This is a genomic window from Microbacterium sp. Root553 (genome assembly GCF_001426995.1).
GTDB lineage: Bacteria > Actinomycetota > Actinomycetes > Actinomycetales > Microbacteriaceae > Microbacterium.
This window is the reverse complement of the sequence record NZ_LMFY01000002.1, coordinates 40,158-65,473: the sequence shown is the minus strand read 5'-3', so window position 1 is coordinate 65,473 and position 25,316 is coordinate 40,158. Positions and strand designations below refer to the sequence as shown.

Sequence of the window (25,316 nt, the reverse complement as noted above, 5' to 3'; positions counted from 1 at the left end):
GCAGCAGGCGAGGTCACGGACGGGCGTCCGGCGCCGTGCTGTCCGGTGCGGGGCCGTCGTCGGTCTCGTCGTCGAGCCGCGCGAGCTCCTCCTCGAGACGGCGGATGCGGGCATCCTGCTCGCTCTTGCTGATGCTGCGGAGGAACTGGGGATCATCGTCCGGAGCGACGATGCGGATGGCACCGCCGTCGTCGTTCGCCCGGCGACGGCCGAGCGTGAACCACAGGACGCCGCCGATCACCGGGACGAGGGCCACGATGGCGATCCAGATGCCCTTGCTCACACCGCGGTGCCGTGTCTGCGGCTGGACGGCGCAGTCGACGATGCTGTACACCCAGAAGATGGCTGCCAGGAACCCGCCCACGATCAACAGTCTCGCCACCCCTCCAGTCTAGGCGGGCATATGGGGGGCGGCTCGGCCCTGCCCCGGTCCCCGCCCCGACCGATGCCGGATCGTGAGGTCGCGCGGTCCGGGTGACGGCTCGGCGGGCGACGGGTCGGCGGGTGACGGGTCGGCGGGTGACGGGTCGGCGGACGACGACTGAGAACCATACAGCCCGCAGCGAGCGCACAGGCGTACGGTCATCTCATGACAGCTCCTCTCGACATGATCGCCCGCCAGCAGCCGCTCGACTCCGAGTTCGGCTACCGCTCCACCGCGGCCGAGGTGATCGCCGGCGTCGACCTCTCCGGCCGCACGGCGATCGTCAGCGGCGGGTACTCCGGGCTCGGCCTCGAGACGGTGCGCGCCCTGTCGGACGCCGGGGTGCATGTGATCGTCCCGGCGCGGCGTCCCGACGTCGCTCGACATGCCCTCGACGGATTCGTCGGGACCGAGGTGCGGGCGGCCGATCTGGGCGATCTCGACTCGGTCGCCGCGTTCACGGAGTCGGTCCGTCGCGACGGCCGGCCCATCGATCTGGTGCTCGACGTGGCCGGGATCATGGCGACTCCCTTCGAGCACACCGCTCAGGGCTTCGAGTCGCAGTTCGGCACCAACCACCTGGGTCATTTCGCCCTCGTGGGCGGTGTGGCCGATCTGCTGACGGACGGCGCGCGGGTCGTCTCGTATTCGTCGGGAGGGCACTACCGCTCGCCGGTGCGCTTCGACGACATCGACTTCGAGACGACGCCCTACGACCCCTGGGTCGCCTACGGGCAGTCGAAGTCCGCGAACGCCCTGTTCGCGGTGGGGCTGGCGCGTCGGGGCGCCGACCGCGGCATCCTCGCGTTCTCCGTGCATCCGGGCGGCATCATGACCGAGCTGCAGCGGCACGTCCCCCGCGAGGAGCTGCTCTCGCGCGGCTGGATCGACGCCGACGGCGCACCGAACCCGCGGTTCAAGACCCCCGCCCAGGGGGCGTCGACCGGTCTGTGGGCGGCGACCGCGGCGGAGCTCGTCTCCCGCAGCGGCGCGTACTGCGAGGACTGCGCGATCAAGGGCATCGTCCCGGCGGATCACACGGACATGACCACCGGTGGGGTGAAGGAGTGGGCGATCGACACGGATGCCGCCGAGCGCCTGTGGGCGCTGTCGGTGGCGGCGACCGGCATCGACGCGTTCGCCTGAGAGCACCGGTCGCCGTGGCGGCTCAGCCGTGGCGGCTCAGTCCCTGCCCAGTCGGAGGATGCGGTCGTCGCCCTGCGCCGGATTCCCGCGGCCGTCGGTGTTGTTGGTGAGCATCCAGAACGTGCCGCCCTCGCCGACGACGATGTCGCGCAGGCGGCCGAACTCGCCGACGTACTGGTCGGTGCTGCGACTCAGGTCGTCGAGCGGCACGACCCGCAGGCGTTCGCTCCGCAGGTTGGCGATGACGATGTCCGAACCGGTGACGGCGATTCCGCTCGGACTCGCCGAATCCGGAGCCCACTGCTGCACGGGGTCGATGTAGTCGTCGTCTCCGGCGATCCCCTCGACCTCGGGCCAGCCGTAGTTGCCCCCCGGCTCGATCACGTTCAGCTCGTCCCAGGTGTCCTGTCCGAACTCGCTCGCGTACATCGCACCCTCGGCATCCCACGCGATGCCCTGTGGATTGCGGTGCCCGTAGCTGTAGACGGGAGAGCCCTCGAAGGGGTTGTCGGCCGGAACCCCGCCCTCGGGCGTGAGCCGCAGGATCTTGCCCGCGAGCGCGTCGAGATCCTGCGCCGCATCGCGATCTCCCGCATCCCCGGTCGTGATGTACAGCATCCCGTCGGGTCCGAATCCGAGGCGCCCGCCGTTGTGGTTGCCCGCGGCGGGGATGCCGTCGATCACCGTCGTCGGCATCCCGAGGGACAAGTCACCCGGCTCACCGCGGATGTCCCGCCGCTCGACACGGTTCTCGTCCGCCGCGGTGATGTAGGTGAAGAGCTGGTCCTCGCGCACGGCCAGCCCCAGCAGACCTCCCTCACCCCGGGCCGAGACGCCGTCGATCACGGCCACCTCGCGCGCCGTGCCGTCGTCGGCGATCTCGAGAACCCGCCCGCTGTCGCGCTCGCTCACCAGCGCGACCTCGCCGTGGAAGGCGATCGACCAGGGGGCCTCGAGCCCCTCGGTGAACGACTCGGGGGCCGGCACGGAGACCGTCTGCGACGGCGCCGTGCAGGCCGTCAGAAGCAGCGACACCGACACGCAGGCGGCGGCGAGCGCCGCCCCGCGACGCCGCCTGCCGGTCGGCGAGTGCGGGAGCGGGTGCGGGTGCGGCGGGCCGACCACCGGATGCAGGGAAAGGGGCATGGCTCCATTCAAGGCGGTGGAGGCGGCGAGCGACAGGTCCGATCCGATGCTCCCGCCGCGCGGTGACCGTCGGTACGCTGAGCGCATGACCGAGACGCGATCCGCCGCGCATCCCGCTCTCGCCGTCGTGCGGAGGATTCCGGCGACTCTGACGATGGTGCTGCTGATCCTCATCGTCGGCGTGGCCTGGCAGGGCCTGTGGCGCCCGTTCGAGAGCACCCCGCTGTTCGAGGACGTGGCCTACGGACTGCCGAACTTCCTCGCCGGCCGGTGGTGGACGCCGCTGACCGGGACGTTCTTCGTCAACGCCCCCTGGGTCTATCTCTTCACGATCTCCGGGTTCTGGGGCATGGCGTACCTCGAATTCCGTCGGGGCAGCAGGGTCGCTCTCGCCTACTACTGGATCGGCCAGCTGTTCGCGATGTTCGCGACCGCCCTCGTGCTGCTGATCGCCTCGCAGCTGCCCTGGGCCTGGGCCGCCACGCAGGCGCAGGCGCTCGATGTCGGAGCATCCGGCGGGACGATGGCGTGCATCGCCGCGGCCGTCGGACTCTTCCGCCCGCCGTGGCGGGTGCGAGGCTGGCTGGTCCTGCTGGGGTTCGTGTTCATCTCCATGCTGTTCTGGGGCAAGGTCGCCGACCTCGAGCACCTGCTCGCGGTGCTGCTGATCCTGTTCGCCGACCGCACCCTGCGCGTCCAGCGCACGACGGTGCGGGAGCAGCGCCTCGTCGCCGTGGTCTCGCTGCTGGTGCTCGGTGCGGTCGAGATCATCACCACCCTGGTGGCCACCGACGGTCCGTTCGGTCAGACCGACCCCGCGTCAGGCGGATTCATCGACCTCGCGCTCGACCTCGTCGTCATCGTGGTGCTGGTCACCGGACTGCGCCGCGGGCGACGCTGGGCGTGGGTGCTCGTGATGCTGCTCGGGATCTTCAACATCCTGGTGGGGGCCCTCGTGCTCGTGCTCATCACGGTGTTCTCGCAGGCCGACGTCGACCTGCGCTGGGACGGCGACACGGAGCTCGCTCTCGCGAACGCCGTGCTGTGGGTGATCATGCTCGCCTACCTGATCGCCGTGCGTCGGGCGTTCCGCGCGAAGCGGAGATCGCTCCTCGGCACGCAGCCCGCTCCCACCGCCGACGAGGTGAAGGTGGCGCTGCGTGAGCACGGCGGCGGGACGCTGTCGTGGATGTCGACGTGGGAGGGCAACAGCTACGCCCGCATCCCCGGCGGGCTGGTCGCCTATCAGCGTCGGGCCGGGGTCGCCCTCGCGCTCGCGGATCCGATCGGCCCCGCGCAGGCCCGTGCCGGGGCCGTCGCATCCTTCATCCGCGCGGCCGAGAACGCCGGACTCGTGCCGTGCTTCTTCAGCGCGGACGATGCCACACGCCGAGCCGTGCCCGCGACCTGGCGCAGCATCGTGGTAGCCGACGACACGATCGTCGACCTGCCGGGGCTGGAGTTCACCGGCAAGCGCTGGAACTCGGTGCGGACCTCGCTGAACAGGGCGGGCCGCGATGAGATGACGTTCCGGATGACGCACCTCAAGGCCGAATCGTGGGGCGTGCAGCAGCAGCTGCGGGCGATCTCCGAGGCGTGGGTCGGCGACAAGGACCTCCCGGAGATGCGGTTCACCCTCGGCACGCTCGATGAGGCGGAGGATCCCGAGGTGCGCCTCGCACTCGCCCTCGCCCCGAACGGCGACGTCGACGGGTTCCTGTCGTGGTTGCCGGTGTACGGGGAAGGCGGCACCGTGCGCGGGTGGACGCTCGATCTCATGCGCCGCCGCGAGGGCGGCTTCGGCCCCGTGATGGAGTATCTGATCGGGTCCTCCGCACGGCAGTTCTCGGAGGAGGGTGCCGAGATCATGTCACTCTCGGGCGCCCCGCTCGCCCACGACTATCCGCCGGATGCCGGCATGATCGCGGCTCTCAGCGACCGTCTGGCCGAGGCGCTCGAACCCGTGTACGGCTTCGGCTCGCTGCATCGCTTCAAGCAGAAGTTCCACCCGCGCTACGAGACCATGTACCTGCTGTATCGCGACGAGGTCGATCTCGCCGCGATCGGCCGCGCCCTCACCCGAGCGTTCCTGCCCGACGCGACCCTGCGCCAGTTCGCCGGAGCGGGGCTCGAGCTGGTGCGCGGCACCGGCGACGAGAAGGACTGACCGCAGCGATCACCCGTCGCGCGGAGGCTTGCGCAGGTTCTTGATCCCGGTGCGCTGCTTCTTCGCGGTCAGGCGCCGCTCCTTCGACCCACGACTGGGCTTCGTCGCACGGCGCTGCGGTGCGGGCGGGCGCAGAGCATCGGCGACGAGGGCCACGAGCCGCTCGCGGGCGGCGTCGCGGTTGCGCAGCTGGGCCCGGTGCTCTGAGGCGGCGATCGTCAGCACCCCGTTCACCAGACGACCGCTCAGCCGGTCGAGAAGTCGCTCGCGCTGGTAGGGGGTGAGCGATGCGCTCGCCCCCGCATCCCACACCAGCTCGACGCGGGAATCGGCGGTGTTCACGCCCTGACCGCCTGGACCGGATGACCGCGAGAACCGCCACGACAGCTCGGCCTCGGGGATGGTGAGGCCCGACGAGACCCGCAGACCCGGGCGGTGGGATGACGGCATGCCTCCATCATCCCTCCCCCACGCCCGTCCCTGCCCGCCATCTCAGCCGTCGGCGTGCGCGAGCTCGATCGGCCGGACGGACTCCGTGTCGACGGATTCTCGCTTCGCGGTGTTCACGATGTGTGCGCGGCCGACGACGACCACGGCGACGAGCATGAGCGCAGCCCCGAGCCAGTACGGCGCGGCATGGCTCACGGTGACGTAGAGGGCGCCCGCGATCAGCGGCGCCACCGTGCCCATCGCCGCGTTCAGCGACTGCGTCGCGCCACCGAGCCATCCCTGCTCGTCGTCTCCGACCGCATTCGACATCGCACCGTCCAACGCCGCGGTCGACGCCCCCTGCCCCGCGGCGAGCATGAGAGCGCCCACGATGAACACCCACGGCTGCGCGAAGATCGAGGCGACGATCGCGAGGGCGGTGAGTCCGATCGCCTGCGCGACGATGCCGCTGATGATCACGCCGCGCTCGCCGATGCGAGGAAGCAGGATGCCGAGCAGCAGGCCCTGGATGAGGATGTCGATGATGCCGACGCCGGCCGTGAGCAGACCGATCTGCGTCGGCCCCCACTGGACCGCATCCAGCGCCAGCACGCTGAAGTTGTTGACGAAGAAGCCGAACGGCAGCGCCAGCAGGCCGAAGCCGATCATCAGGCCGCGCAGTTCCCTGCGCCCGAAGGCCTCCCTGAAGACTCCGAACGGCTGGATGTCGCGCACCGCGATCCGCGTGATGCGGTTCTCGGGCGCGAGACTCTCGGGCAGCAGGAAGATGCTGAGGATCGCGATCGTCAGGCCGACGGCGGCGGTGAGGAACACCGGCAGCTGCAGGCTCACGGTGGCGAGCAGACCGCCGATCGCCGGCCCGATCATCATGCCGATGCCCGAGAGCGCGCCGAGCAGACCGAAGCGCTGAGCGCGCTTCTCGGGAGGGGTGATGTCGGCGAGATACGCGAACAGCGCGGGCAGGTCGCCGGCGGTGAGCCCCTGGATGACGCGGGCGAGCACGAGCACCCAGATGGCGCCGCCGATGCCGAACAGGGTCATGGCGAACGCGGCGCCGAATGCGGCGCCGATGATCACGGGGCGGCGGCCGAAGCGATCGGACAGCCGGCCGAGGAACGGGGCGACCAGGAACGCGCACAGGCCGTTGACCGCCTCGAGCACGCCGACCCAGATCGCGAGATCGTCCTCGTGCGAGACGTACTGCAGCACGACGAACGGCAGGACGGGGAGCACGACGGTCATGCCGACGACGGTGAGCATCGTCAGCACGACGAGCATGAGCCACGCGCGCTTTTCGCCGTGCGCAGACGAGATTTTAGGTGTAGTCACTCCGTAACTGTATCAATACCAGTTTTGGTGTCAAGCCAGTTTTGGAACGAGTGCGCGATACCCTGGACGCATGACCGATACCGAGCCGCTCGGGCGCCGTGAACGCAAGAAGGCAGCGACCCGGAAGAACATCTCCGACGTCGCGACGATGATGTTCCTCGAGCGCGGGTTCGACAACGTCAGCATCCGCGAGGTCGCCGACGCCGCCGACGTCTCTCCCACCACCGTGTTCGCGCACTTTCCGCAGAAGGAGGCGCTCGTCTTCGACGAGGACGACGAGCAGCGCGACCGGTTGGTCTCCGCCGTTCGCGAGCGCGCCGGCGGCGTGACGATCAATCAGGCGATCCGCGACTTCTACACGGCCGAAGTGGGCGCGAACATCGACGAACACGGCAATGACGTGACGCGGATCTTCCTCGACTTCCTCAACGCCACTCCGGCGCTGCGCGACTACGCGGCGAGGATGTGGCTGCGGCACGAGGACGCCCTGGCGGATGCGATCGCGGACGAGCTCGGACTGACGGCGCCGACCCCGGAGATCCGCGTGTACTCGCGTTTCGTGCTGCAGATGCAGCTGCTCGTGAACGAGAACGGCGACCAGCTCGGCATCCTCGATGCGGGGTTCCGCGTGCTCGAGAGCGGATGGGCCCCGGTCGAGGCGCGGATCACCGCGAGCGACGCCCGATAGAGCCCGACGCGGAGCACAGAGTGAACTCCTATCGACAGGACGAGTGGGCCGCGAGCCCGGTGCAGCCGTCGACGATCCGCGAGCCGTACCTGATGGGCACGGGGGTCGTCACGGGCGAGGACACCGACACCCGGCCGCTCGCACCGCCGCACTCCCATCCCGATGCGATGCTCGCGTGGTGCTACCGCGGCACGGTCTGGGTGCAGCTGCAGGATGCCATGTGGCGCCTCGCGCCCGGGCAGGGCCTGTGGATCCCCGCACGCACGCCGCACACCGCCCGCCACGAACGCGACTCGACGGGGTGCTACACCTACATCTCCGATGCGTCGCTGCTCTCCCCCATCGATGACATCGTGCAGGTGCTGGTGCCGCGAGCCGTGCAGGAGATGCTCCTGCACCTCGGGGTGAACGACATGCCCACCGAGCTGCGGGTGCGCATCCAGTCGGTGCTCATCGAGATGCTGCAGCACCCGTCGGCAGAGACCGCAGACGGCTGGGGCGAGGTGCCCATGCCGGCCGACGAACGGGTGAGATCGCTCGTGCAGGCCGTGCTCGCCGACCCCGGCGACCCCCGCAGTGCGCGGGATCTGTTCGGAGCCCACGGGCTTCACGAGCGCACCGTCCTGCGCATCTTCCAGAACGACGTCGGCATGACGTTCGGCCGGTGGCGAACCGGGGTGCGGATGACACTGGCCGCCCGACTGATCGTCGACGGCACCCCCATCGGCGCCGCCGCCCACCGCTGCGGGTACGCCACGACCAGCGCGTTCTCCGCGGCGTTCAAAGAACGGTTCGGCACGACCCCCCGGCAGCATGTGGCGCGCGTGCAGGCCGACCCGGTTCATCAGCTGTATTGGCGATGACGCTCCCGGGATGACCACGGACTGTCGATTCAGCGACACAAGTCGTCTGTCTATCGACACTCAGCGCGCAATCCTCGTCCTAGCATCGTTGTGTTAGGGCATGCTTACCTAACTTCCCGCCGCGTGGACGCGGCACGCCCCTCCCCTCTCTCTGAAGGAGAATCATGACGCACGCTTCTGCGCGCCCGAAGACCCGCCGCGGTGCCGCGCTCATCGCGGCCGCCATCGCGACAGCCCTCACCCTCGCGGGGTGCGCGACACCGGCCGACACCGCGGAATCCGCCCCCGCATCCGTATCCGGCGATGCCGTGGTCATCGAGCACGCCCACGGCGAGACGATCATCCCCGAGAAGCCGCAGCGCATCGTGACCCTCGGCTGGATGACCCCCGACATCGTCGCGGCCCTCGGCACGAACCCGGTCGGCATGGAAGAGGTCTGGGGCGCCGACGAGAGCGGCTACCAGCCCTGGTTCGAGGACTTCGTCACCGAGGAGTACGGCGAGACGCCCGAGATCATCCCCTTCACGGAGGACGGCCCCAACTACGAGGCGATCAAGGCGCTCAAGCCCGACCTCATCCTGAGCCTCTACTCGGGAGTCACCGACGTCGAGTACGAGCGCCTCACCGAGATCGCACCGACCGTGCCCTACATCGAGCGGGCCTGGGACCCGAGCACGTGGGAGGACATGACCCGCACGATCGGCACGGCGATGTCGGAGGACGCGAAGGCCGAAGAGCTGATCGCCGAGACCGAGGAGATGATCACCACCCTCGCCGACGAGCACCCCGAGTTCGACGACAAGACGTTCGTCTGGGGCCTGACCCTGAACGAGGGCGGCACCGACCTCGGCGTCTACCTCGAGTACGACCCGCGCGTGCGCATCACCGAGGCGCTCGGCTTCACCTCGACGTCGGCCATGGACAGCTTCCTGGCGAGCGCCGAGGGCGACAACTGGTACACCGGCGTGAGTCTCGAGAAGCTCTACGATGTGCAGGCCGACCTGTTCGCCGCATGGGGCGGCAGCGCGGATGAAGGCACGTACACGGTCGAGAACAAGGTCGTCTCCCGCTGGGCGCCGATCGAGGCCGGCTCCTACGTGATCTACGCCGACGCCGCGGAGGCATCGGCGATCAGCGCACCCACCGTGCTCTCGCTGAAGTACATCCTGCCGAAGTACGTCAACGACCTCGCCGCCGCACTGCAGGGCGAGCCGACCATCGCCGGCGAGTGATCCGAGAGATGTCCTTGGCGACGGAAGACGGCACGGACGTCTCGAACACCGGCGCGGGGAGTCGTGCAGACGGCTCCCCGCGCCGCACCGGCATGCTCGCGGCGGGACTGATCGTGTCGGTGATCGTCCTGGCCGCCGCCGCCGTCGCCTCGCTGGCGATCGGAAACCGTGCGATCGACCCGGCGACGGTCCTGCACGCGCTCTTCGCATACGACGACGACGACCCGCTGCATCTGATGGTCAGGGAGCTGCGCGTGCCCCGCACGCTGCTCGGCATCGTCGTCGGAGCCGCTCTCGCCGTCTGCGGCGGGCTGATCCAGGCCTTCACCCGCAACCCGCTGGCCGACCCCGGCATCCTCGGGGTGAACGCGGGCGCCTCGTTCGCCGTCACGTTCGCCGTCGGCATCCTCGGTCTCACCACCCCTGGCGCCTACGTGCCCTTCGCTCTGCTCGGCGCGTTCGTGCTGACGATGCTCGTCTACGCGCTGGGTTCGTTCGGGCGCTCTGGCGCCACACCGATGAAGCTCACACTCGCGGGGGTCGCGCTCGGCGCCGCGTTCACCGGCTTCACGACCGCGATCGTGCTGCGCGATCTCGGCACACTGCAGGTCATGCGCTTCTGGGGAGTCGGATCCATCGGCGGGCGCACCCTCGACCAGCTCGCCTGGGCGGCTCCGCTCATCGCGACCGGCCTGCTCATCGGACTGCTGTGCGCGCGCTCGCTGAACGCCCTGGCACTGGGCGACGACCTGGCGCAGTCGCTCGGGGCGCGCGTGCGCGTCACGCGCGTGCTCGTCATCGCCGCCGTCACGATCCTCGCCGGCACGAGCGTCGCCGCCGCCGGCCCCATCGCCTTCGTCGGCCTCATGATCCCGCACGTCGTGCGCTGGTTCACCGGGCCCGATCAGCGCTGGGTCCTCACGTACTCGATGATCATCGGCCCCGCCTTCCTGCTTCTCGCCGACGTCCTCGGCCGCATCGTGCTGCCCAGCGGCGAGCTGCGCGTCGGCATCGTCACGGCGCTGCTCGGCGCACCGATCCTGATCATCCTCGTCCGTCGCAAGCGGGTGAGCGGACTGTGAGCATCGACCAGCGACGCCTGTCCTCTCACGACCGGCGGACCCGGGACTTCACCCCCGTCGACCACGGTCGCCGGCTGCTCCGCATCGAGACCTCGCGGGTCGCGGCACTCATCCCGGTGCGCGCGGTCGCAGTGAGCGCCGTCCTCGTCGCGGTGATCATCGCGGCGGGCCTCGCATCGATGACGATCGGCGCCTACGAGGTCGACTTCCCCTCGGTCATCCGCGCGATCGTCGACCCGGCATCCGACCCCGACATCCGCCAGGTCGTCTTCGAATGGCGACTGCCGCGTGTGCTCTTCGCGGTGCTCTGCGGAGCCGCCCTCGCGCTGGCCGGCGGCATCTTCCAGTCGCTCACCCGCAACCCGCTCGGCTCCCCCGACATCATCGGCTTCGGCGTCGGCGCCCAGTTCGGCGTGACCCTGATGATGGTCGTGCTCGAGCTGAACACCTACATGTTCAAGGCGGTCGGCGCTCTCGTCGGCGGGCTGATCACCGCTCTGCTCGTCTACGTGCTCGCCCACAGGAACACGCTGTCGTCGTTCCGGTTGATCATCGTGGGCATCGGCGTCTCGGCGGGACTCGGGTCGCTCACCTCCTGGATCCTGATCTCGGTCAGCGTCGAGAAGGCCATGATGGCGGCCACCTGGGGCGCCGGCTCCCTCGCCTCCCTCGGATTCGACCAGCTGGTTCCCGCCGCGATCGTCTTCGCGGTCGTCACCCTCGCCTCCCTGCCTCTGAACCGCACCCTGCCGGTGCTCGAGATGGGCGACGACGCGGCCACCGCCCTCGGCGTGAGCCCCGGACGCACGAGGCTCGCCGCGATGGTGTTCGGGGTGGCGCTGGTCGCCCTCGTCACCGCCGCCGCGGGTCCGATCTCGTTCATCGCCCTCGCCGCCCCGCAGATCTCGCAGCGACTCACCCGATCGAACACGCCGATGGGCACCGTCCCCGTGATGCTCACGGGCGCCGCACTCGTCGTCGTCTCGGACACCCTCGCCCAGCTCGTCTCCGTGCCGGTGGGCGTGGTGACCGTGTCGGTCGGCGGGATCTATCTCGCCTGGCTGCTGGCAGCCCAGTACGCGCGCCGCGCCTGAAAGGACCACCGATGACCACCTCGCTGCAGGCCCGCGACATCACACTGAACTATTCCGACACCCCGATCGTCTCGGGGCTGTCGCTGGAGGTGCCGGATGACTCGTTCACGATCATCATCGGCCCCAACGCGTGCGGCAAGTCGACGCTGCTGCGCGGCTTCGCCCGGCTGCTGCGTCCGAGCACAGGGACCGTGCTGCTCGACGGCGCCGAGCTGCGCTCCCTGAAGCCGAAGGATGCCGCGAAGAAGCTGGGCCTCCTCCCCCAGTCGTCGATCGCGCCCGACGGCATCACGGTCGCCGATCTCGTGGGGCGCGGCCGTTTTCCGCATCAGAGCGCGATGCGCACGTGGAGCAGCGCCGACGAGCGAGCCGTCGCCGAGGCCATGGCCGCCACCGGCGTGACCGACCTCTCTCGACGCCTCGTCGACGAGCTCTCGGGCGGTCAGCGCCAGCGCGTCTGGGTCGCGATGGCCCTGGCTCAGCAGACCAGGCATCTGCTGCTCGACGAGCCGACGACCTTCCTCGACATCGCCCACCAGATCGACCTCATGGAACTGTTCGCCGATCTGCACCGCAGCGGCACGACCCTCGTCGCGGTGCTGCACGACCTCAACCACGCCGCCCGCTACGCGACCCACCTCGTCGCGATGCGGGACGGCGAGATCGTGGCGCAGGGAGATCCGCGGGAGATCATCACGGCCGAACTCGTCGAGGCCGTGTACGACCTGCCCTGCACGGTGATCACCGATCCGGTATCGGGCACTCCGCTCGTGCTGCCGCTGGGGCGGCGGACGCGATGACGACCACCCCCCGCCGGCTCTTCGCGCTCGCCCTCACCTCGCAGGGACGCGGGATCACCCTGACCGCCGCGACCACGCTGCTCATCGTGCACTCGCTCACCGAGGCCGCGATCCCGGTGATCATCGGCGCCACGATCGACCGCGCCGTGCTGCCATCCGACCCGGAGGCTCTCGCGCTGTGGCTCGGTGTGCTCCTGGGCACGTTCCTCGTGCTGACCGCGAGCTACCAGGCCGCATCCCGTCTGATGGTCGGCGTCTACGGCTACGGCGAGCAGGCGCTGCGCCACCTCACGCTCTCGCGGATGCTGCGCCCTCGCCTCTCCCGACGGGCGATGACCCCCGGTGAGGCGCTGACCTTCGTCACCTCCGACACCTATCGCGTGGCGGGCGTCGCGTGGTCGGTCGCGCAGCAGTGCGCGACGATCGCGGCGATCGCGGGCGCCGCGTTCGCCATGCTGGTGATCTCGCCGATCGCGACGCTGGTCGTGTTCGCCTCGACGCTCGCGATGATGGTCACGATGCGGATCGTCTCACGCCCTATCGAACGCCGAGGCGCCGCAGAGCAGCGCGCCGCGACGGAGGCCGGCGCCGTCGCGGCCGACTTCATGGCCGGGTTCCGGGTGCTCGTCGGCATCGGGGCCCGTGAGGAGGCGGTGCGCAGATACGTCACGGCCAGTGGCGCCAGCCGGATCGCGGCGACGACCGCCGGGCGATCTCTCGCCGCGTACGACGCGGTGAGCTCCGTGCTCGCCGCGGTGGCGACGACCGCGCTCGCCGGACTGTCGGCGTGGTTCGCCGCCGAGGGACAGATCAGCATCGGCGAGCTCGTCACCGTGCTCGGTCTCGCGCAGTTCCTCAGCGGATCCCTCGCGTACGCCGGATCGTTCCCCTCGAACTGGATCCACAAGCTCGCCTCGGCGAAGCGACTGGCCGAGATGATCGACACGGACGATCTGCTCGACGTCCCGCTCGCCGCGCCCCGTTCCGCGCAGCGACGCCCCGTCGAGGCGGGTATCGCTCTGACGTTCCGCCCCGGCCCCGAGGGGTCCCCGCACATCGATGTGCGCCGCGGCGAGCTGCTCGGCATCCGCCCCTCCGACAGCGACGAGGCCCGCGCGCTCTCGCGGCTGCTGGGGCTTCGCACGCCTCCCGCCCCCGACGCGGTCGCGGTCGCCATCGACGGCGCCCTGCACGACCCGAGGCATCTGGACCCGCAGGAGTACCGCCGACGCGTCGTCGCGCTGCCCCACCGTCAGACCATCATGAGCGGCACGCTGCGCGAGGCCGTGGGAGGCCACGGCGCCACAGCCGCCCCGTCACCCGAGATGACGGCGGTCGCCGCCCTGCACGACACGATCACCGAGGCCGGTGGGTGGGACGCCCAGGTCGGCGAGGCCGGCAGACGACTCTCGGGGGGCCAGCGTCAGCGCATCGGCATCGCACGCGCACTGCACACCGACGCCGACGTGCTGGTGCTCGACGAGCCGACCTCGGCCGTCGACGCCATCACCGAGGCGCACATCGCCGCAGCGCTGGCCGCGCTCGACCGGACGACCATCGTGATCAGCACGTCACCGGTGCTCCTCGGCGCCTGCGATCGGGTCATCGACCTGTCGCCCGACGACACGGATGCCGCCCATGACTGAGGCCCCGGCCCCGCTGCTGCCGATAGCGACGGGCGCCAGGGTGCGCGTCGTCATCGCGACGCTGCTGCGCCGCCACCGCGGACGGGCGGTGGCGACCGCCGCACTGTTCCTCGTCGCGTCCGCACTGGGAGTGGTGCTGCCCGCATGCCTCGGCCGCATCGTCGACGCGGTCTCGAACGATGCGGGCATCGCGGTCGTCGCCGGCTGGGTCGTCGCCGCGGGAGCCGGCGCCGTCGGCGCCGCCCTGGCGATGCTCTGGGCCGCTCGTGTGCTGGCCGGACTGGTTCAGGATGTGCTGGCCGACCTGCGTGAGGACGTGTTCGCCTCGGCGATGCGTCTGCCGGTGAGCACGGTCGATGACGGAGAGACGGCCGACCTGCTCTCCCGGGTGACCGGTGACGTCGATGCGGTGGCCGAGGCGGGCGGCAACGTCGTGCCGGTGCTGCTGTCGGCGGGGTTCGCGATCGGGGTCTCCGTGCTCGCTCTGACGGCGCTCGATCCCCGGCTCGCTCTCGCGGGCATCGCGAGTGTGCCGTTCTACCTGCTGGGCACCCGGGCGTTCCTCCGTCGCTCTCGCGTGGTGTTCCGCGAGGTGCGCGTGCGCGAGGCCGCACGCAGCCAGGCCGTGCTCGAGGCGGTGGAGGGCATCGAGACGCTCACCGCTCTCGGCGAGCAGGACCACGCGCTCGAACGGGTCAGCACGCGGGCGGAGGACTCGATCCGGATGCAGGTCGAGGGCGTCCGTGTGCGCAACCGTCTGTTCCGCTGGATCAACGCCGGAGAGCTGGTCGGCCTGGGTGCCATCCTCGCGACGGGGTTCCTGCTGCACGCGGGCGACGCGGTCACCGTCGGCATGGTCACCACTGCGGCGCTGCTGTTCCATCGACTCTTCGATCCGGTGGGTCAGCTCATCTTCGGTCTCGACGACATCCAGCGCGCGGCGATCGGACTCGCCAGGCTCGTGGGCGTCATCGACCTCGCTCCGGCGACGCCGCGAGAAGCGCCGGTCGGTGTCGGCGACCGCGAGCCCGTCGTCCGCCCGAGGGTCGGGATCGAGCTGCGCGATGTCGGCTACCGATACCCGACGACGGGGCGCGGCATCAGCGACGTCACACTGAGCATCGCGCCGGGCACGACCACCGCGCTCGTCGGCTCGTCGGGTTCGGGCAAGAGCACCCTCGCCCGTGTGATCGCGGGGCATCACCCGCCGACATCCGGCGTCGTCGACGTGGAACCCGAGACGACCGTCCCGTACTACCTCTCGCAGGAGCTGCACCGGTTCCGCGGCACGATCGCCGACAACCTGCGCCTGGTCGCTCCCGCGGCGACCCACGACCAGATGGTCGCCGCGCTCATCGCCGTCGGTGCCGAGTGGGCTGTCGACTCGCTGACCTCCGACGATGCGGGCGCCCGGATCGACGAGGGACGCATCCAGCAGCTGGCCATCGCACGGGCGCTGCTCGCGGACCCCGCCGTCGTGATCCTCGATGAGGCGACGGCCGATGTCGGGCTCCACCACCGCGACGCCGTCGAAGCGGCGATCAGGGTGCTGCGCAGGGACCGTACGACCGTGCTCATCGCGCATCGACTGGAGCCGGTGTCGACCGCCGAGCAGATCATCGTGTTCGCCGAGGGGCGCGCGGCCCAACGCGGAACGCACCGTGACCTGCTGGCGACCGACGGGCTCTATCGCCGCTTCTGGCTGGCGCAGACGGAAGGTCCGCAGCTCCATCGCTCCCCGAACGAGCATCTCCCCCCGAACGAGCTTCTCCCCCCGAACGAGCAGAGAGGGACTCCGTGAACATCCACCGCGGCATCGTCACCCACACCACCACCTTGACCCCGATGCTCACCCGCGTCACTCTCGGGGGCGCCGATGTCTCCGAGTTCCTCAGCACGGGCGTCGGCGACGAATACGTGCGGGTCTTCTTCCCGCACGGAGACGACCCGACGGCCGTCTCACTGCCCGTCCCTGCGGGCGACTGGTGGGAGACCCCCGAGGGAGCGCCCGAGTCTCCGATGCGCACGTACACGATCAGCGGCGTGCGCCCGGAGGCCGGTGAACTCGACATCGACTTCGTGATCCACCGGTCGGGGGTCGCGGGACCGTGGGCGGCGCGCGCCGAGCCGGGGCACATGCTCGGCTTCACCTCGCCGACAGGGCTGTACTCGCCGCCTGCGGGCATCACCTGGCAGGTGCTCGTGTGCGACCTCACGGGACTGCCCGCCGCCGCACGCATCGCCGTGGACACCCCCGCCGGCGTCCGCACCAGGATCGTCGTCGAGGTGCCGCCAGAGCACGATCGGGGCGCCTTCGACTTCGGCGCCGAGGCCGACGTGACGTGGGTGGTCGGCGGCAACGGTCACGGCCCCAGTGCTCTCGGCCAGCTGGTGCGGGGGATCGTCGACGAACGACTCGCGCTCGACGAGGGATACGTCTGGGTCGCGGGCGAGACCGTCGCCCTGCGAGACGCCCGCAAGTACCTCAGGAGAGAGCTCGGCCTTCCCGCGACCCGGTTCAAGGTCGTCGGATACTGGACCCCCATTGACTCGTGGGACACGAAGTTCGCCGCTCTGCCCGAGTCGGTGCGCAGAGATCTCGATGCGACCTGGGCGGACAGCGAGGGCGCCGAGCCCGAGGACGTGCAGGTGCGTTTCGAGGAACGGCTGGATGCGCTCGGCCTCTGACCGCGAGAGTGCCTGGCACGAGTGATTCGTGAGAGGCACGCATGCCTCGAAGTGGACGCGACGGCGGGAGTCGAACCCGCAACGCCGTCAGGTATGAGCTGAGGCCCGGGACCGCCCGGATCGCCGCGATGATGACGACGCTACCCGGCCCCGTCGCCGATGGCGAGAATCGTTGCGGGGGTTGACAGAGTGCGTCGGATCATGGCGCAGCGCGTCGCCCTGCGACGTTTCCGCACCGCACGACCACACCCGTGAGGGGCAGAAGAGGTCGGAACGGAAAAGGGGGAAGACGCCCCCGCGCCTTCCCCCGCCGGAGCCAGGAAAGGCTGCGGCCGCCCGGCAGAGAGTGCCGGGGGAAGGGCCGCAGAGGGCCCTCCCCTGTAGAGACGCGCGAGATCACGGATCATTACGCGGCCGCCCGGAATATCACACACGGGATGCAGGTGCTCGCGCTCGGTGCGGTGAGTGCGAGGCGCAGCTGCGAAGGGGCAGCGGTGTACGGTCGCCTCATGACAGCCGCAGTTCCCCCCGCGACGACCCCGCAGAAGACCCACCGTTACCTGCGTCTCGCCCTGGTGCTCATCGTCTTCACGCTGCTCGTCAGTGTCGCACTGCAGAGCGTCGTCGTGACGTGGGAGCCGCTGGTGTTCGGATGGCAGCCGCTCGCCTCGATCAGCCATGCTTTCTACACCCCCGGGCGCGATGTCTTCGTCGGAGCGCTCTTCGCGGCATCCGTCGTGCTCCTCGCGCTCTCCGGACGGAGCCGTGCCACGACTCTCCTCGATGTCTGCGCGGTGTTCGCGCCCCTCATCGCGATCGTTCCGACGGGCCTCGCCGATCCTCGTGCGGTCGGTCACCTGCCCTGCCCGGTCACGGTGGACTGCATTCCGGCGGAGGACATCGGCACCGCCAAGGCGGGGATCGCCGTCTATGTGGTCGTGGTCGTGGCCGTGGTCGTCGCGACGGCGGTGATCCGCCACCGCACCCGCACCCCGGATCGCTCGGCCCGACTGGTGTCGATCATCGCGGTCACCACCGCCGTCGTCGTCGTCGCCCTCGCATTCGCCCCTGCGCTGAACGAGTCCTTCCCATTCAACTTCTGGCCCGTGCACAGCATCCACTTCGCCGTGACTCTGCTGTTCTTCGGCGTGTTCTCGGCGGTCCCGATCCTCCATGCGGGAGGCCCCCTCGAACCGGGCGAGAGTGCGCCCACTCCTCGCCAACGATCGCTCTACCGCTGGATCTCGGGGTTGCTGATCGCCGACCTCGTGCTGCTCGTCGTGGCTCTTCTCTTCCGCCAGACGTTCGGGGAGACTCCGATCGTCTTCGTCGGCGAAGCGGTCGCCCTGATCCTGTTCGCCGTGTTCTGGGGAGTGCAGACCTTCCAGCGATGGGATGACCCGAACCCGCCCTCGATCATCGGCCGCGCCTCAGCCCCGAGGTAGATCGGCACTCAGCGCCGGATCGAGTCCTGGAACGGGTTCGGTTCGAGCGTGAAGTCCGTCGACGCGTCCGCCCAGGTGCCGCCGCCCACCGGCGCGCGACCGCGGCGCAGGGCGGCCAGCGCCGCGGTGGCGGGCACTCCGATCGCGAGAGCGGCCGCGCCGCTGAGCGTGCGATCCTCGGAGCCGAGAACGCTCGCGCGGTGCCATGCCTCGTGCATCCGTCCGCCGCGAGCGGCGGTCACCCGGCGCGCGGGCAGCGCTCCGGCGCGCCGCAGCGCGACCAGATGCTCGACGTGCGACCACCACGCGGATTCCGAGGACGGGTGGAAGTAGTTGTCGCGCAGCCAGTCGGGATGCGGATGCCGGAACCGACCGGCCACGACCTCGTTGCGCCCGCCGAGCAGACCGCTGCCGACGAACACCGTGTTCAGCAGGCTCTTGCTGACCCCGAACGAATCCAGGGCGATGACCGGGATCCCCAGGGCGACGGCCTCGATGGCCGCAGTCGAGCTCACGGTCACGAGCCCCGCCGCCGTCGACAGCGCCTGGGCCATCGACGAGTACGAGATCGCCAGGTTGGGAGGCAACCGCGTCGGCAGCAGGTCGAGGTACGGGGCGTTCTCGAGGTGCGTCTCGGCCTCGCCCGGCCGTGAGCGCAGCTTGAGCACCACACGGCGGGTCGGATCGGCCTCGGCCGCGCGCACCAGTGTCGCCGCGATCTCGTCTCTCTGCTCCCGGGAGACGGGGACCAGGGCCTGCGCCGCGAACACGAGGTCGGTCGCCGGCGGCCGCGCCGGGCGGGCCTGACCCTGCGGCACGGGTCGCTCGGCGACGAGGGTGCGGGAGTGACGGTCGGAGTCGGCGACCGCAGCGCGCACCCTAGCCGGGTCGCTCGCGAGCATCCGCGACCTCGAGCGTGCGAACGGCAGCGTGGCGAGCGCCGTCGGCACCTGCACGCCGATCCGATGTCCCAGGTCGGCGAAGGCCCGCTCCTCCCGGTGCGAGTGCACCACGAGGAGGTCGCTGTGACGGCGGTACTCCAGAGCGCCCCGCTGGGCGGGGATCGCCATGCCTGGTAGGCCCGTGACGACGACCGGGCGACGGGAGAGCACGTCGACGACCCGGCCCATGAGCCGCACGAAAGGCCCGCGCCCGGCGAGCAGGACGACGTCGGGGCGCTGCCCCTCGAGCCACCCCGCGGCCTGCGCGAAGGCCACCCGAGTGACGTTCTCGGGCAGCATCCCGGTTCCGGCCAGGGCCGTGCGCTGCTGCGCGACGCTGGCCGTCAGGGGCGTCTGCACGATCAGCAGATGCGGACGGATGCCGGCCACGCCGCCGAGCAGCGACGCCGACCACTTCACGAACGAGTCGGCATCGGCGATCGCGACGACCCGGAGCGCGCCCGATCCGCTCGCGCCCGATCCGCTCATGCCCGATCCGCTCATGCCCGATCCGCTCATGCGGAGATGCGACGGAGCTTCGCCATCGGCGCGCGCTCGCTGTCGAACACCCGCTTCACGCCGTCGCCGAGGGCCGTCTCGATCACCCGGATGTCGCGCACGAGGTGCTCGAGCCCCGTCGGCTCGAGCGAGGCGGCGTGGTCGGAGCCCCACATCGTGCGATCGAGCGTGATGTGCCGTTCGACCGCGACGGCGCCGATCGCCACGGCGGCGAGAGAGATCTGCAGTCCGCGCTCGTGGCCCGAGTACCCCACGGGGATGCCGGGGTAACGGTCGCGCAGCGAGGCGATCGCGCGGAGGTTCGCCTCCTCGGGCTCCAGCGGATACGTCGAGGTGGCGTGCATCAGCACGACCCGGTCGGTGCCGAGCGTGGCGAGTGCGCGATCGATCTGCTCGATCGTCGACATGCCCGTCGAGAGGATGATCGGCTTGCCCGTCTCGCGCAGCGCGACGAGCAGCTCGGTGTCGGTGAGGCTCGCGGAGGCCACCTTGTGTGCCACGACGTTCAGTTCTTCGAGGAAGTCGACGCTCGGCACGTCCCACGGGGAGGCGAACCAGTCGAGGCCGAGCATCGTGGCATGGTCGCCGATCGCGACGTACTCGTCACGCCCGAACTCGACGCGTCGGCGGTAGTCGAGGTAGCTCATGGTCCCCCACGGCGTCTCGCGCGGCACGTCGCGCATGTGCTCGGGGGTGGAGATCTCGGGTGTGCGCTTCTGGAACTTCACGGCGTCGGCACCGGCCTTCGCCGCCACGTCGATCAGGCGCTTGGCGATGTCGACGTCGCCGTTGTGGTTCAGGCCGATCTCGGCGATCAGATAGGCGGGGTGGCCGCCGCCGATCACGCGTGAGCCGATGCTGACAGTCATGGTTCCTCCGGTCGTCGAGATGCCGTCCTCCCTGAGTACGCTCCGGGGGTGAACGCCGCACGACCACGCGGTTACCGGCACCGGTCAGCCCGGCAACACCCGTTCGATCAGCTCACGGACGGCGCCGTGTCCGCCCCGGCGACGGAGCACGACCCTGGCCGCTGCGAGCACGAGCGGATGCGCATTCGCCACGGCGATCGGCCACCCCACGATGCGCAGAGCCGGAAGGTCGTTGACGTCGTTGCCGAGGTAGGCGATCTCGGCGAGCGGGATGCCGGCGTCCGCCGCCCAGCCGCGCAGCGCCGACTCCTTGTCGTCGATGCCGTGCATCACCGGAACGCGGAGCTTCTCGGCGCGCGCCCGCACCACCGGATTGACCTCGGTCGACAGGATCAGCATCGGGATGCCGGCCCGCCGCAGCAGCGAGACCCCCATGCCGTCCTCGCGGCTCACCCGCACCCGCTCGACACCGTCGGCGTCGACGCTCGCGGTGTCATCGGTGTGCACCCCGTCGAAGTCGGTGACCACGGCCTTGACCGGTATGCGCTCCGGCGTCTCATGCAGCGCGGCGAGCGCTCGCGCGATCCGCAGCTGCTGCTCGTCGTCGATCTCGATCGCCGTCCACTCCGGCACCTCGGCGATGCGGATGCGACCGAAGAAGCGGTGCTCCGCCGCCCGGAAGCCCTCCGCGCGGAACACGTAGAACGCGCCCGTCTCGAGGTAGTGCGGCTCCCGATCCTGACGACGCGGTCGGTGCGCGGCGTCGTGGTTGAGTGCGACCGCCGCATCGGCAGCAGTGCCGCCGCCGCGCCCCCAGAGGAATCCGTAGGTCTCGTGTGCGGCGAACACGCTGTCCGCCCGACCGTCGCCGACCTCGCGGACGGCGGCGGCGAGCGCGCCGGTCGGGATGAACGGCGACGTGGCCTGCAGGAAGGCCACGACGTCGATGCGCTCACCGGCGGCCTCGAGGTCCTCGAGGGCGTGCAGGATCGCGCTCTCCGACGAGGCGGTGTCGCCCGAGAGCGCGGCCGGACGACGCACGACGCGCGCGCCGGCGGCACGGCTGACCGCGGCGATCTCGTCGTCGTCGGTCGAGACGACGACGAGATCGATGTCGGGGACCGCGAGGGCGCTGCGCACGGCGCGCTCGACCAACGGCATCCCCCCGACCCTCCTGAGGTTCTTGCGCGGAACCCCCTTCGACCCGCCGCGCGCTGGGATGATCGCGACCACCCGTCCGCGATCACCCGCATCCGGCGTCGTCGCGTTCGTCATCGTCGCGTCCGTCATCGTCGCGTCGGTCATTGTCGCGTCGGTCATCGTCGTCGCCGTCCCGTTCGTCATCGCCGCCCTCGTCCTCGTCGTGGTCATTCCGGTCACCGCCCCCTGAGCACGCGCCAGGCCCGACCGACGCGTCGGCCCGCACCCCGCACGGTGAGCCTGACCTGCTCGGTGCGACCCACGCCTCCCGCGGGCCGCAGCATCCGCCGCACCATCGTCTCGGCCGGGGCTCCGGGGAGCCGCAGTTCGGCCAGCCGGTCCGCGGTGAAGTACCGCTCGCGATCGGCGGGGTGGATGCTCTGCAGCAGCGTCTCGGCACGACCACGCAGATGAGCGGCGACGAGGGGCTGCATGACGTAGCCGACCGCGTCGATCAGCAGCTGCATCCGTTCGGGGTCGCGGTAGGGCGAGTCCGGGCGGGTGAGCGCATCGACGATCGTCGCGGGAACGCGGTTGCTGTTCTCGTACGGGGTCAGCCGTGCGAGCACCTCGGCGGTGCCCACCGCGTCGATATCCCGTCCGAACAGCGCGTGCACGGTCGGCAGCGCGGTCGAGAACCCTGCGACGACGACCCCGGCGTCGATGCGCTCCGCCAACGCCTCCGCGGCGAGCGCACCGTGGTACTCGCGGAAGTCGATGCCGAGCACTCCGGCCCGATCGCGCAGGGCGTCGTTGCGCCGAGGCGGAGCCGCGGGGTGCGGCTTGAACACGATGTGGAGGGGGCGATCCTGCGCCGCGCGGTCGATCATCGCGCGCTGGGCGGCGACCTCCTCGCGCTCGCTCAGCAGCCCCAGCGCCGAGAGGTACTGTCCGAGCACGAGCGCGGTCGATTCCCCGCCGAGGGCATCGACGAGCTCCGCCGTGTCGTCGACGTCCTCGGCGGTCTCTGCGAGAGCCGCGCGAAGGAGATCGGGCGTGACGGGCACGGGCACGGCCGCGGTCCCCCCGACGAGCGGCGTCACTCCGGGCACGACGTCGGCGTACACGACGGCCCCGATCCGCGCCGTCACCGTGTGCGGGAGGCGGATGCGCATCGGCGAATACGTCATCAGCCCGTCGCCGACGACCGTGAGTCGCGCGTGCGGGAACAGCAGCATGAGCGTGTGCGCCGGGGCGACCTGCGGGCTCTGCACGAACACCTCGAGGTCGTCGTCGGCGAGCCGCCAGGCCCGCGTCAGCAATCGGCGCAGCAGCGGCAGGTCGGCGGCGTCCGGCTGCCACCCGCTCGGATGCAGGGGGCCGAGCAGCGCGTCGAGATCCTCGACCCGATCGAAGCGGTCCCGCAGGGTGGCGAGGGCCGGGTCGGCGAGTATCCCCACCGACGTCTCCGGCACGCGCGACGAGACGAAGGGCACGAGGATGCGCTCGCCGTGCGCGCCGAGCAGTCCGCCGTCGAGCGCCGCCGCCACCGTGGCGAGGCCGTACGCGCTGTGCAGGGCGAAGAGCTGCGTCATGCCGCCCTCCCGACTGCCCGCAGGTGGGGTGCGAGCACCCGCCGTCGCGGTCCGTCGAGGCGTGAGAGCACGGCCGCGGCCTCGGTGTCCGGCAGCTTCGCGAGCAGCCCCCTGACCGCGGTGCGCATCTCGGCACGCAGTCCCGGGGTCATCCGCCGGGACCGCACGAGGTGTCGCGAGCTCAGCGCCAGCACGCTCCACACGGCCTTGGGCAGCAAGCGCTCGGCCTCGCGATCGGCCTCCACGAGCTGGAGCACCTCCGCCATCGCTCGCACGAAGTCGAGCTGGCGACGATCGCGCACCTGGGTGAGCGACGTCGACACCCCGCGACGATAGAGCAGGGCGGGGGCATCGACCACGGCGAACGAGCGGGCCTGCAGGTGCAGGCGCCAGATCCACGGACGGTCCTCGGCGGTGAAGAGTCCCGGGGTGAAGCCGGCGAGACCGTCGTCGAGCACCCGCCGATGCAGGATGCCCGCCCACGCGAACGGATAGTCCACCATGGTCGGCTGGTCATCGGGCAGGATCGCGTCCCGCGGTGAGACCACCCTCTCCCGCCACGGGTAGGGCGCCGTCGCCAGCGTGCGCACGCCGTCCCTGACGGTGACGTGATCGGTGCGCAGGACGTCGCAGTCCAGTTCGTGCAGACGGCGGGTCAGCACCGACAGTCGCTGCGGCTGCATCCAGTCGTCCCCGTCGAGGAAGCAGAAGGCGTCGCCCTCGACGTGCTCGAGTCCCTGATTGCGAGCGCTCGCGAGACCCCGGGGTCGCGCGTTCACGAGCACCGTCGCGTGCGGGAACCGTTCCGCATAGTGCCGCATCAGGATGCCGGTGTCGTCACGAGAGCCGTCGTCGATGGCGACGAGCTTGAGCGCCCCCGGGTCGTCGAACTGACGGGTCAGGGTGTCGAGAGTCGTGCCGATGAAGGCACCGGCATCTTTGGCGGGCAGGATGACGGTGACGAGCGGTGTGCGCACGGGACTCCCGGGTCGGCGATCCCGGCATGCTCTCAGGCGTTCGTCGCCGGTCGGGGACGCGGGGGTGAACGCGCGGTGACGTCAGACGCCGCCAGGTGCGTCGGGTGTCGGATTCGCCCCCTCGCCCGGTGATGCACGACGATGGGAGCATGCTCTGGCCCTTCGGAACGACCTGGCGTCCGGTGCGGCAGAAGCGCCGCGGCGCGGTCGAGCTGCACTGGTTGAGCGCCCGGTCGTGGACCCGACGCTGGTATCCGCAGGGCATCGACCTCGGGATCTGGCACGGCCGACGCAGGCTCGCGGTGAGCTGGTTCCGTCAGCAGCTCGACGGCCATCACCTCGCCTCCCGCGTCGCGTTCATCGACCTCGACCGCTCACGGCACCTCGACGTGCTGCTGGCCGTCGAGGAGGACGGCGTGCTGCAGCCCGCAGCCATCCATGCCGGCGGGCTCGCATGGTTCGACGACCGGCTGTTCGTCGCCGCCACCGGACGCGGGATCTGGGAGTTCGATCTCGCGCGCATCCGCCGGGTGCGCGGTGCCGACGCACGCCGCCTCGCGGGCGCGTCCCGCTACGGGCTCCGCGGCACGGCGCTCGTCGCCGTGCGCACCCGCGTGCACCCGATCGAGCTGCGCTGCTCGTACCTCGGGCGCGTGTTCGACGACGACGGCACGCCGCTGCGCCGGGTGCTGATCGGCGAATACAGCAGGGACGACACCGGCAGGATCGCCGAGTTCACCGTGCCGGCGACCGACGAGGACTCGTTCCACGAGCAGGCCCGGTTCTCGCCCGGCATCCGCCACATGCAGGGCGCCGTGCGCTGGGGAGACCGGCATCTCGTGTCGCAGTCCGACCTGATGCACCCCGGCACACTGTGGTCCGGACCGCGCGAGGGGCTGGTGCGGGACACGACGCCGCTCCCCGTCGGATGCGAGGACCTCGCTCTCGATGTCGACGCGGCGCTTCTGTGGTCGCTCGGCGAGCACCCGTGGAGGCGCGTGATCCGCGGCATCCCCCTGCGAGATCTGGGGATCGGGAGCTGACAGGCGACGCCTCAGGTCGCGAACGTAGACTG

23 protein-coding genes and 1 pseudogene are annotated in these 25,316 nt (G+C 70.7%); 14 read left to right on the top strand and 10 right to left on the bottom strand.

Annotation, left to right across the window (positions count from 1 at the left end):
- Positions 1-13 precede the first annotated feature (13 nt).
- Entirely contained in the window at positions 14-382 is a 369-nt protein-coding gene (locus tag ASD43_RS14370) for a PLD nuclease N-terminal domain-containing protein (RefSeq protein ID WP_056419891.1), read from the bottom strand.
- 207 nt (positions 383-589) lie between these two features.
- On the opposite strand from ASD43_RS14370, the gene ASD43_RS14365 reads away from it, so the two are divergent.
- Positions 590-1,570 carry an oxidoreductase gene (locus tag ASD43_RS14365; RefSeq protein WP_056419888.1) on the top strand — a complete coding sequence of 327 codons (981 nt, stop codon included), beginning with the start codon at positions 590-592 and terminating at the stop codon, positions 1,568-1,570.
- A 36-nt stretch (positions 1,571-1,606) separates the two neighbouring features.
- Here the strand turns inward: ASD43_RS14365 and ASD43_RS14360 are convergent, their stop codons facing one another.
- Positions 1,607-2,716 carry a PQQ-dependent sugar dehydrogenase gene (locus tag ASD43_RS14360; RefSeq protein WP_082539479.1) on the bottom strand — a complete coding sequence of 370 codons (1,110 nt, stop codon included), beginning with the start codon at positions 2,714-2,716 and terminating at the stop codon, positions 1,607-1,609.
- 85 nt (positions 2,717-2,801) lie between these two features.
- Between ASD43_RS14360 and ASD43_RS14355 the strand changes: the two genes are divergently transcribed.
- Positions 2,802-4,883 (top strand): bifunctional lysylphosphatidylglycerol flippase/synthetase MprF, encoded by a 2,082-nt coding sequence (locus ASD43_RS14355; protein WP_082539491.1) that lies wholly within the window; start codon positions 2,802-2,804, stop codon positions 4,881-4,883.
- Positions 4,884-4,892: 9 nt separating this feature from the next.
- Here ASD43_RS14355 and arfB read toward each other — a convergent pair whose 3' ends face one another.
- Together arfB and ASD43_RS14345 are read right to left on the bottom strand one after the other, a co-directional pair.
- Positions 4,893-5,333 (bottom strand): alternative ribosome rescue aminoacyl-tRNA hydrolase ArfB, encoded by a 441-nt coding sequence (gene arfB, locus ASD43_RS14350; protein WP_056419885.1) that lies wholly within the window; start codon positions 5,331-5,333, stop codon positions 4,893-4,895.
- Between the two features lie 42 nt (positions 5,334-5,375).
- The gene (locus ASD43_RS14345; RefSeq protein ID WP_235564186.1) at positions 5,376-6,662 is read right to left on the bottom strand and encodes an MFS transporter; all 1,287 of its coding nucleotides are present in this window, start codon (positions 6,660-6,662) and stop codon (positions 5,376-5,378) included.
- A gap of 70 nt (positions 6,663-6,732) precedes the next feature.
- Between ASD43_RS14345 and ASD43_RS14340 the strand changes: the two genes are divergently transcribed.
- From ASD43_RS14340 to ASD43_RS14300, 9 genes are all read left to right on the top strand, one after another.
- Complete coding sequence (locus ASD43_RS14340) at positions 6,733-7,350, top strand: TetR/AcrR family transcriptional regulator (RefSeq protein WP_056419874.1); 618 nt, start codon at positions 6,733-6,735, stop codon at positions 7,348-7,350.
- Positions 7,351-7,370: 20 nt separating this feature from the next.
- A complete protein-coding gene (locus ASD43_RS14335; RefSeq protein WP_056419871.1) occupies positions 7,371-8,213 on the top strand; it encodes a helix-turn-helix transcriptional regulator in 843 nt (280 codons plus the stop codon).
- A 164-nt stretch (positions 8,214-8,377) separates the two neighbouring features.
- Positions 8,378-9,445: an ABC transporter substrate-binding protein gene (locus tag ASD43_RS14330; protein ID WP_056419868.1), complete on the top strand. Its 1,068-nt coding sequence runs from the start codon at positions 8,378-8,380 to the stop codon at positions 9,443-9,445.
- Between the two features lie 8 nt (positions 9,446-9,453).
- Positions 9,454-10,527: a FecCD family ABC transporter permease gene (locus ASD43_RS14325; RefSeq protein WP_056419866.1), complete on the top strand. Its 1,074-nt coding sequence runs from the start codon at positions 9,454-9,456 to the stop codon at positions 10,525-10,527.
- Positions 10,524-11,621 carry a FecCD family ABC transporter permease gene (locus tag ASD43_RS14320; protein ID WP_056419862.1) on the top strand — a complete coding sequence of 366 codons (1,098 nt, stop codon included), beginning with the start codon at positions 10,524-10,526 and terminating at the stop codon, positions 11,619-11,621. Before ASD43_RS14325 ends, ASD43_RS14320 begins: the two co-directional genes overlap by 4 nt.
- A gap of 11 nt (positions 11,622-11,632) precedes the next feature.
- Complete coding sequence (locus tag ASD43_RS14315; protein ID WP_056419859.1) at positions 11,633-12,421, top strand: ABC transporter ATP-binding protein; 789 nt, start codon at positions 11,633-11,635, stop codon at positions 12,419-12,421.
- The gene (locus ASD43_RS14310; protein WP_056419854.1) at positions 12,418-14,067 is read left to right on the top strand and encodes an ABC transporter transmembrane domain-containing protein; all 1,650 of its coding nucleotides are present in this window, start codon (positions 12,418-12,420) and stop codon (positions 14,065-14,067) included. Before ASD43_RS14315 ends, ASD43_RS14310 begins: the two co-directional genes overlap by 4 nt.
- Entirely contained in the window at positions 14,060-15,868 is a 1,809-nt protein-coding gene (locus ASD43_RS14305; protein WP_056419851.1) for an ABC transporter ATP-binding protein, read from the top strand. Before ASD43_RS14310 ends, ASD43_RS14305 begins: the two co-directional genes overlap by 8 nt.
- Positions 15,865-16,755 (top strand): siderophore-interacting protein, encoded by an 891-nt coding sequence (locus ASD43_RS14300; protein ID WP_056419849.1) that lies wholly within the window; start codon positions 15,865-15,867, stop codon positions 16,753-16,755. The genes ASD43_RS14305 and ASD43_RS14300 overlap by 4 nt, the downstream gene beginning before the upstream one ends.
- A gap of 52 nt (positions 16,756-16,807) precedes the next feature.
- Here ASD43_RS14300 and ASD43_RS17250 read toward each other — a convergent pair.
- Positions 16,808-16,883: pseudogene (locus ASD43_RS17250) on the bottom strand.
- 381 nt (positions 16,884-17,264) lie between these two features.
- Between ASD43_RS17250 and ASD43_RS14295 the strand changes: the two are divergent.
- A complete protein-coding gene (locus ASD43_RS14295) occupies positions 17,265-18,200 on the top strand; it encodes a hypothetical protein (RefSeq protein ID WP_157551048.1) in 936 nt (311 codons plus the stop codon).
- 8 nt (positions 18,201-18,208) lie between these two features.
- Here ASD43_RS14295 and ASD43_RS14290 read toward each other — a convergent pair whose 3' ends face one another.
- The 3 genes from ASD43_RS14290 to ASD43_RS14280 form a co-directional block, all read right to left on the bottom strand.
- The gene (locus tag ASD43_RS14290; protein ID WP_157551046.1) at positions 18,209-19,660 is read right to left on the bottom strand and encodes a DUF6716 putative glycosyltransferase; all 1,452 of its coding nucleotides are present in this window, start codon (positions 19,658-19,660) and stop codon (positions 18,209-18,211) included.
- Complete coding sequence (locus ASD43_RS14285; RefSeq protein WP_045253890.1) at positions 19,657-20,529, bottom strand: N-acetylneuraminate synthase family protein; 873 nt, start codon at positions 20,527-20,529, stop codon at positions 19,657-19,659. Before ASD43_RS14285 ends, ASD43_RS14290 begins: the two co-directional genes overlap by 4 nt.
- 84 nt (positions 20,530-20,613) lie before the next feature.
- On the bottom strand, positions 20,614-21,819 hold the full coding sequence (locus ASD43_RS14280) for a cytidylyltransferase domain-containing protein (protein WP_442922235.1): 1,206 nt from the start codon (positions 21,817-21,819) through the stop codon (positions 20,614-20,616).
- On the opposite strand from ASD43_RS14280, the gene ASD43_RS17335 reads away from it, so the two are divergent.
- Positions 21,749-21,919, top strand: a complete 171-nt coding sequence (locus ASD43_RS17335) for a hypothetical protein (RefSeq protein ID WP_162247504.1) — start codon at positions 21,749-21,751, stop codon at positions 21,917-21,919. The two genes, ASD43_RS14280 and ASD43_RS17335, sit on opposite strands and share 71 nt — an antisense overlap.
- Here the strand turns inward: ASD43_RS17335 and ASD43_RS14275 are convergent.
- Complete coding sequence (locus ASD43_RS14275) at positions 21,906-23,264, bottom strand: polysialyltransferase family glycosyltransferase (protein WP_056419834.1); 1,359 nt, start codon at positions 23,262-23,264, stop codon at positions 21,906-21,908. The genes ASD43_RS17335 and ASD43_RS14275 overlap by 14 nt on opposite strands.
- Positions 23,261-24,241, bottom strand: coding sequence for a glycosyltransferase family 2 protein (locus tag ASD43_RS14270; RefSeq protein WP_056419833.1), 981 nt, complete (start codon positions 24,239-24,241; stop codon positions 23,261-23,263). The genes ASD43_RS14275 and ASD43_RS14270 overlap by 4 nt, the downstream gene beginning before the upstream one ends.
- Before the next feature lie 149 nt (positions 24,242-24,390).
- Here ASD43_RS14270 and ASD43_RS14265 point away from each other — a divergent pair, with 149 nt between their 5' ends.
- Positions 24,391-25,284, top strand: a complete 894-nt coding sequence (locus tag ASD43_RS14265; RefSeq protein ID WP_056419830.1) for a hypothetical protein — start codon at positions 24,391-24,393, stop codon at positions 25,282-25,284.
- Positions 25,285-25,316 lie beyond the last annotated feature (32 nt).

Bases quoted from the DNA above. Each gene is read 5' to 3' on its own strand.
- ASD43_RS14295 (WP_157551048.1), top strand. From the start codon at position 17,265: ATGACAGCCGCAGTTCCCCCCGCGACGACCCCGCAGAAGACCCACCGT.
- ASD43_RS14305 (WP_056419851.1), top strand. From the start codon at position 14,060: ATGACTGAGGCCCCGGCCCCGCTGCTGCCGATAGCGACGGGCGCCAGG.
- ASD43_RS14315 (WP_056419859.1), top strand. From the start codon at position 11,633: ATGACCACCTCGCTGCAGGCCCGCGACATCACACTGAACTATTCCGAC.
- ASD43_RS14355 (WP_082539491.1), top strand. From the start codon at position 2,802: ATGACCGAGACGCGATCCGCCGCGCATCCCGCTCTCGCCGTCGTGCGG.
- ASD43_RS14325 (WP_056419866.1), top strand. From the start codon at position 9,454: ATGTCCTTGGCGACGGAAGACGGCACGGACGTCTCGAACACCGGCGCG.
- ASD43_RS17335 (WP_162247504.1), top strand. From the start codon at position 21,749: ATGATCGCGACCACCCGTCCGCGATCACCCGCATCCGGCGTCGTCGCG.
- ASD43_RS14290 (WP_157551046.1), bottom strand. From the start codon at position 19,660: ATGAGCGGATCGGGCATGAGCGGATCGGGCATGAGCGGATCGGGCGCG.
- ASD43_RS14340 (WP_056419874.1), top strand. From the start codon at position 6,733: ATGACCGATACCGAGCCGCTCGGGCGCCGTGAACGCAAGAAGGCAGCG.
- ASD43_RS14330 (WP_056419868.1), top strand. From the start codon at position 8,378: ATGACGCACGCTTCTGCGCGCCCGAAGACCCGCCGCGGTGCCGCGCTC.
- ASD43_RS14365 (WP_056419888.1), top strand. From the start codon at position 590: ATGACAGCTCCTCTCGACATGATCGCCCGCCAGCAGCCGCTCGACTCC.
- ASD43_RS14280 (WP_442922235.1), bottom strand. From the start codon at position 21,819: ATGACGGACGCGACGATGACGAACGCGACGACGCCGGATGCGGGTGAT.
- ASD43_RS14360 (WP_082539479.1), bottom strand. From the start codon at position 2,716: ATGCCCCTTTCCCTGCATCCGGTGGTCGGCCCGCCGCACCCGCACCCG.
- ASD43_RS14265 (WP_056419830.1), top strand. From the start codon at position 24,391: ATGCTCTGGCCCTTCGGAACGACCTGGCGTCCGGTGCGGCAGAAGCGC.
- ASD43_RS14310 (WP_056419854.1), top strand. From the start codon at position 12,418: ATGACGACCACCCCCCGCCGGCTCTTCGCGCTCGCCCTCACCTCGCAG.
- ASD43_RS14285 (WP_045253890.1), bottom strand. From the start codon at position 20,529: ATGACTGTCAGCATCGGCTCACGCGTGATCGGCGGCGGCCACCCCGCC.
- arfB (WP_056419885.1), bottom strand. From the start codon at position 5,333: ATGCCGTCATCCCACCGCCCGGGTCTGCGGGTCTCGTCGGGCCTCACC.
- ASD43_RS14275 (WP_056419834.1), bottom strand. From the start codon at position 23,264: ATGACGCAGCTCTTCGCCCTGCACAGCGCGTACGGCCTCGCCACGGTG.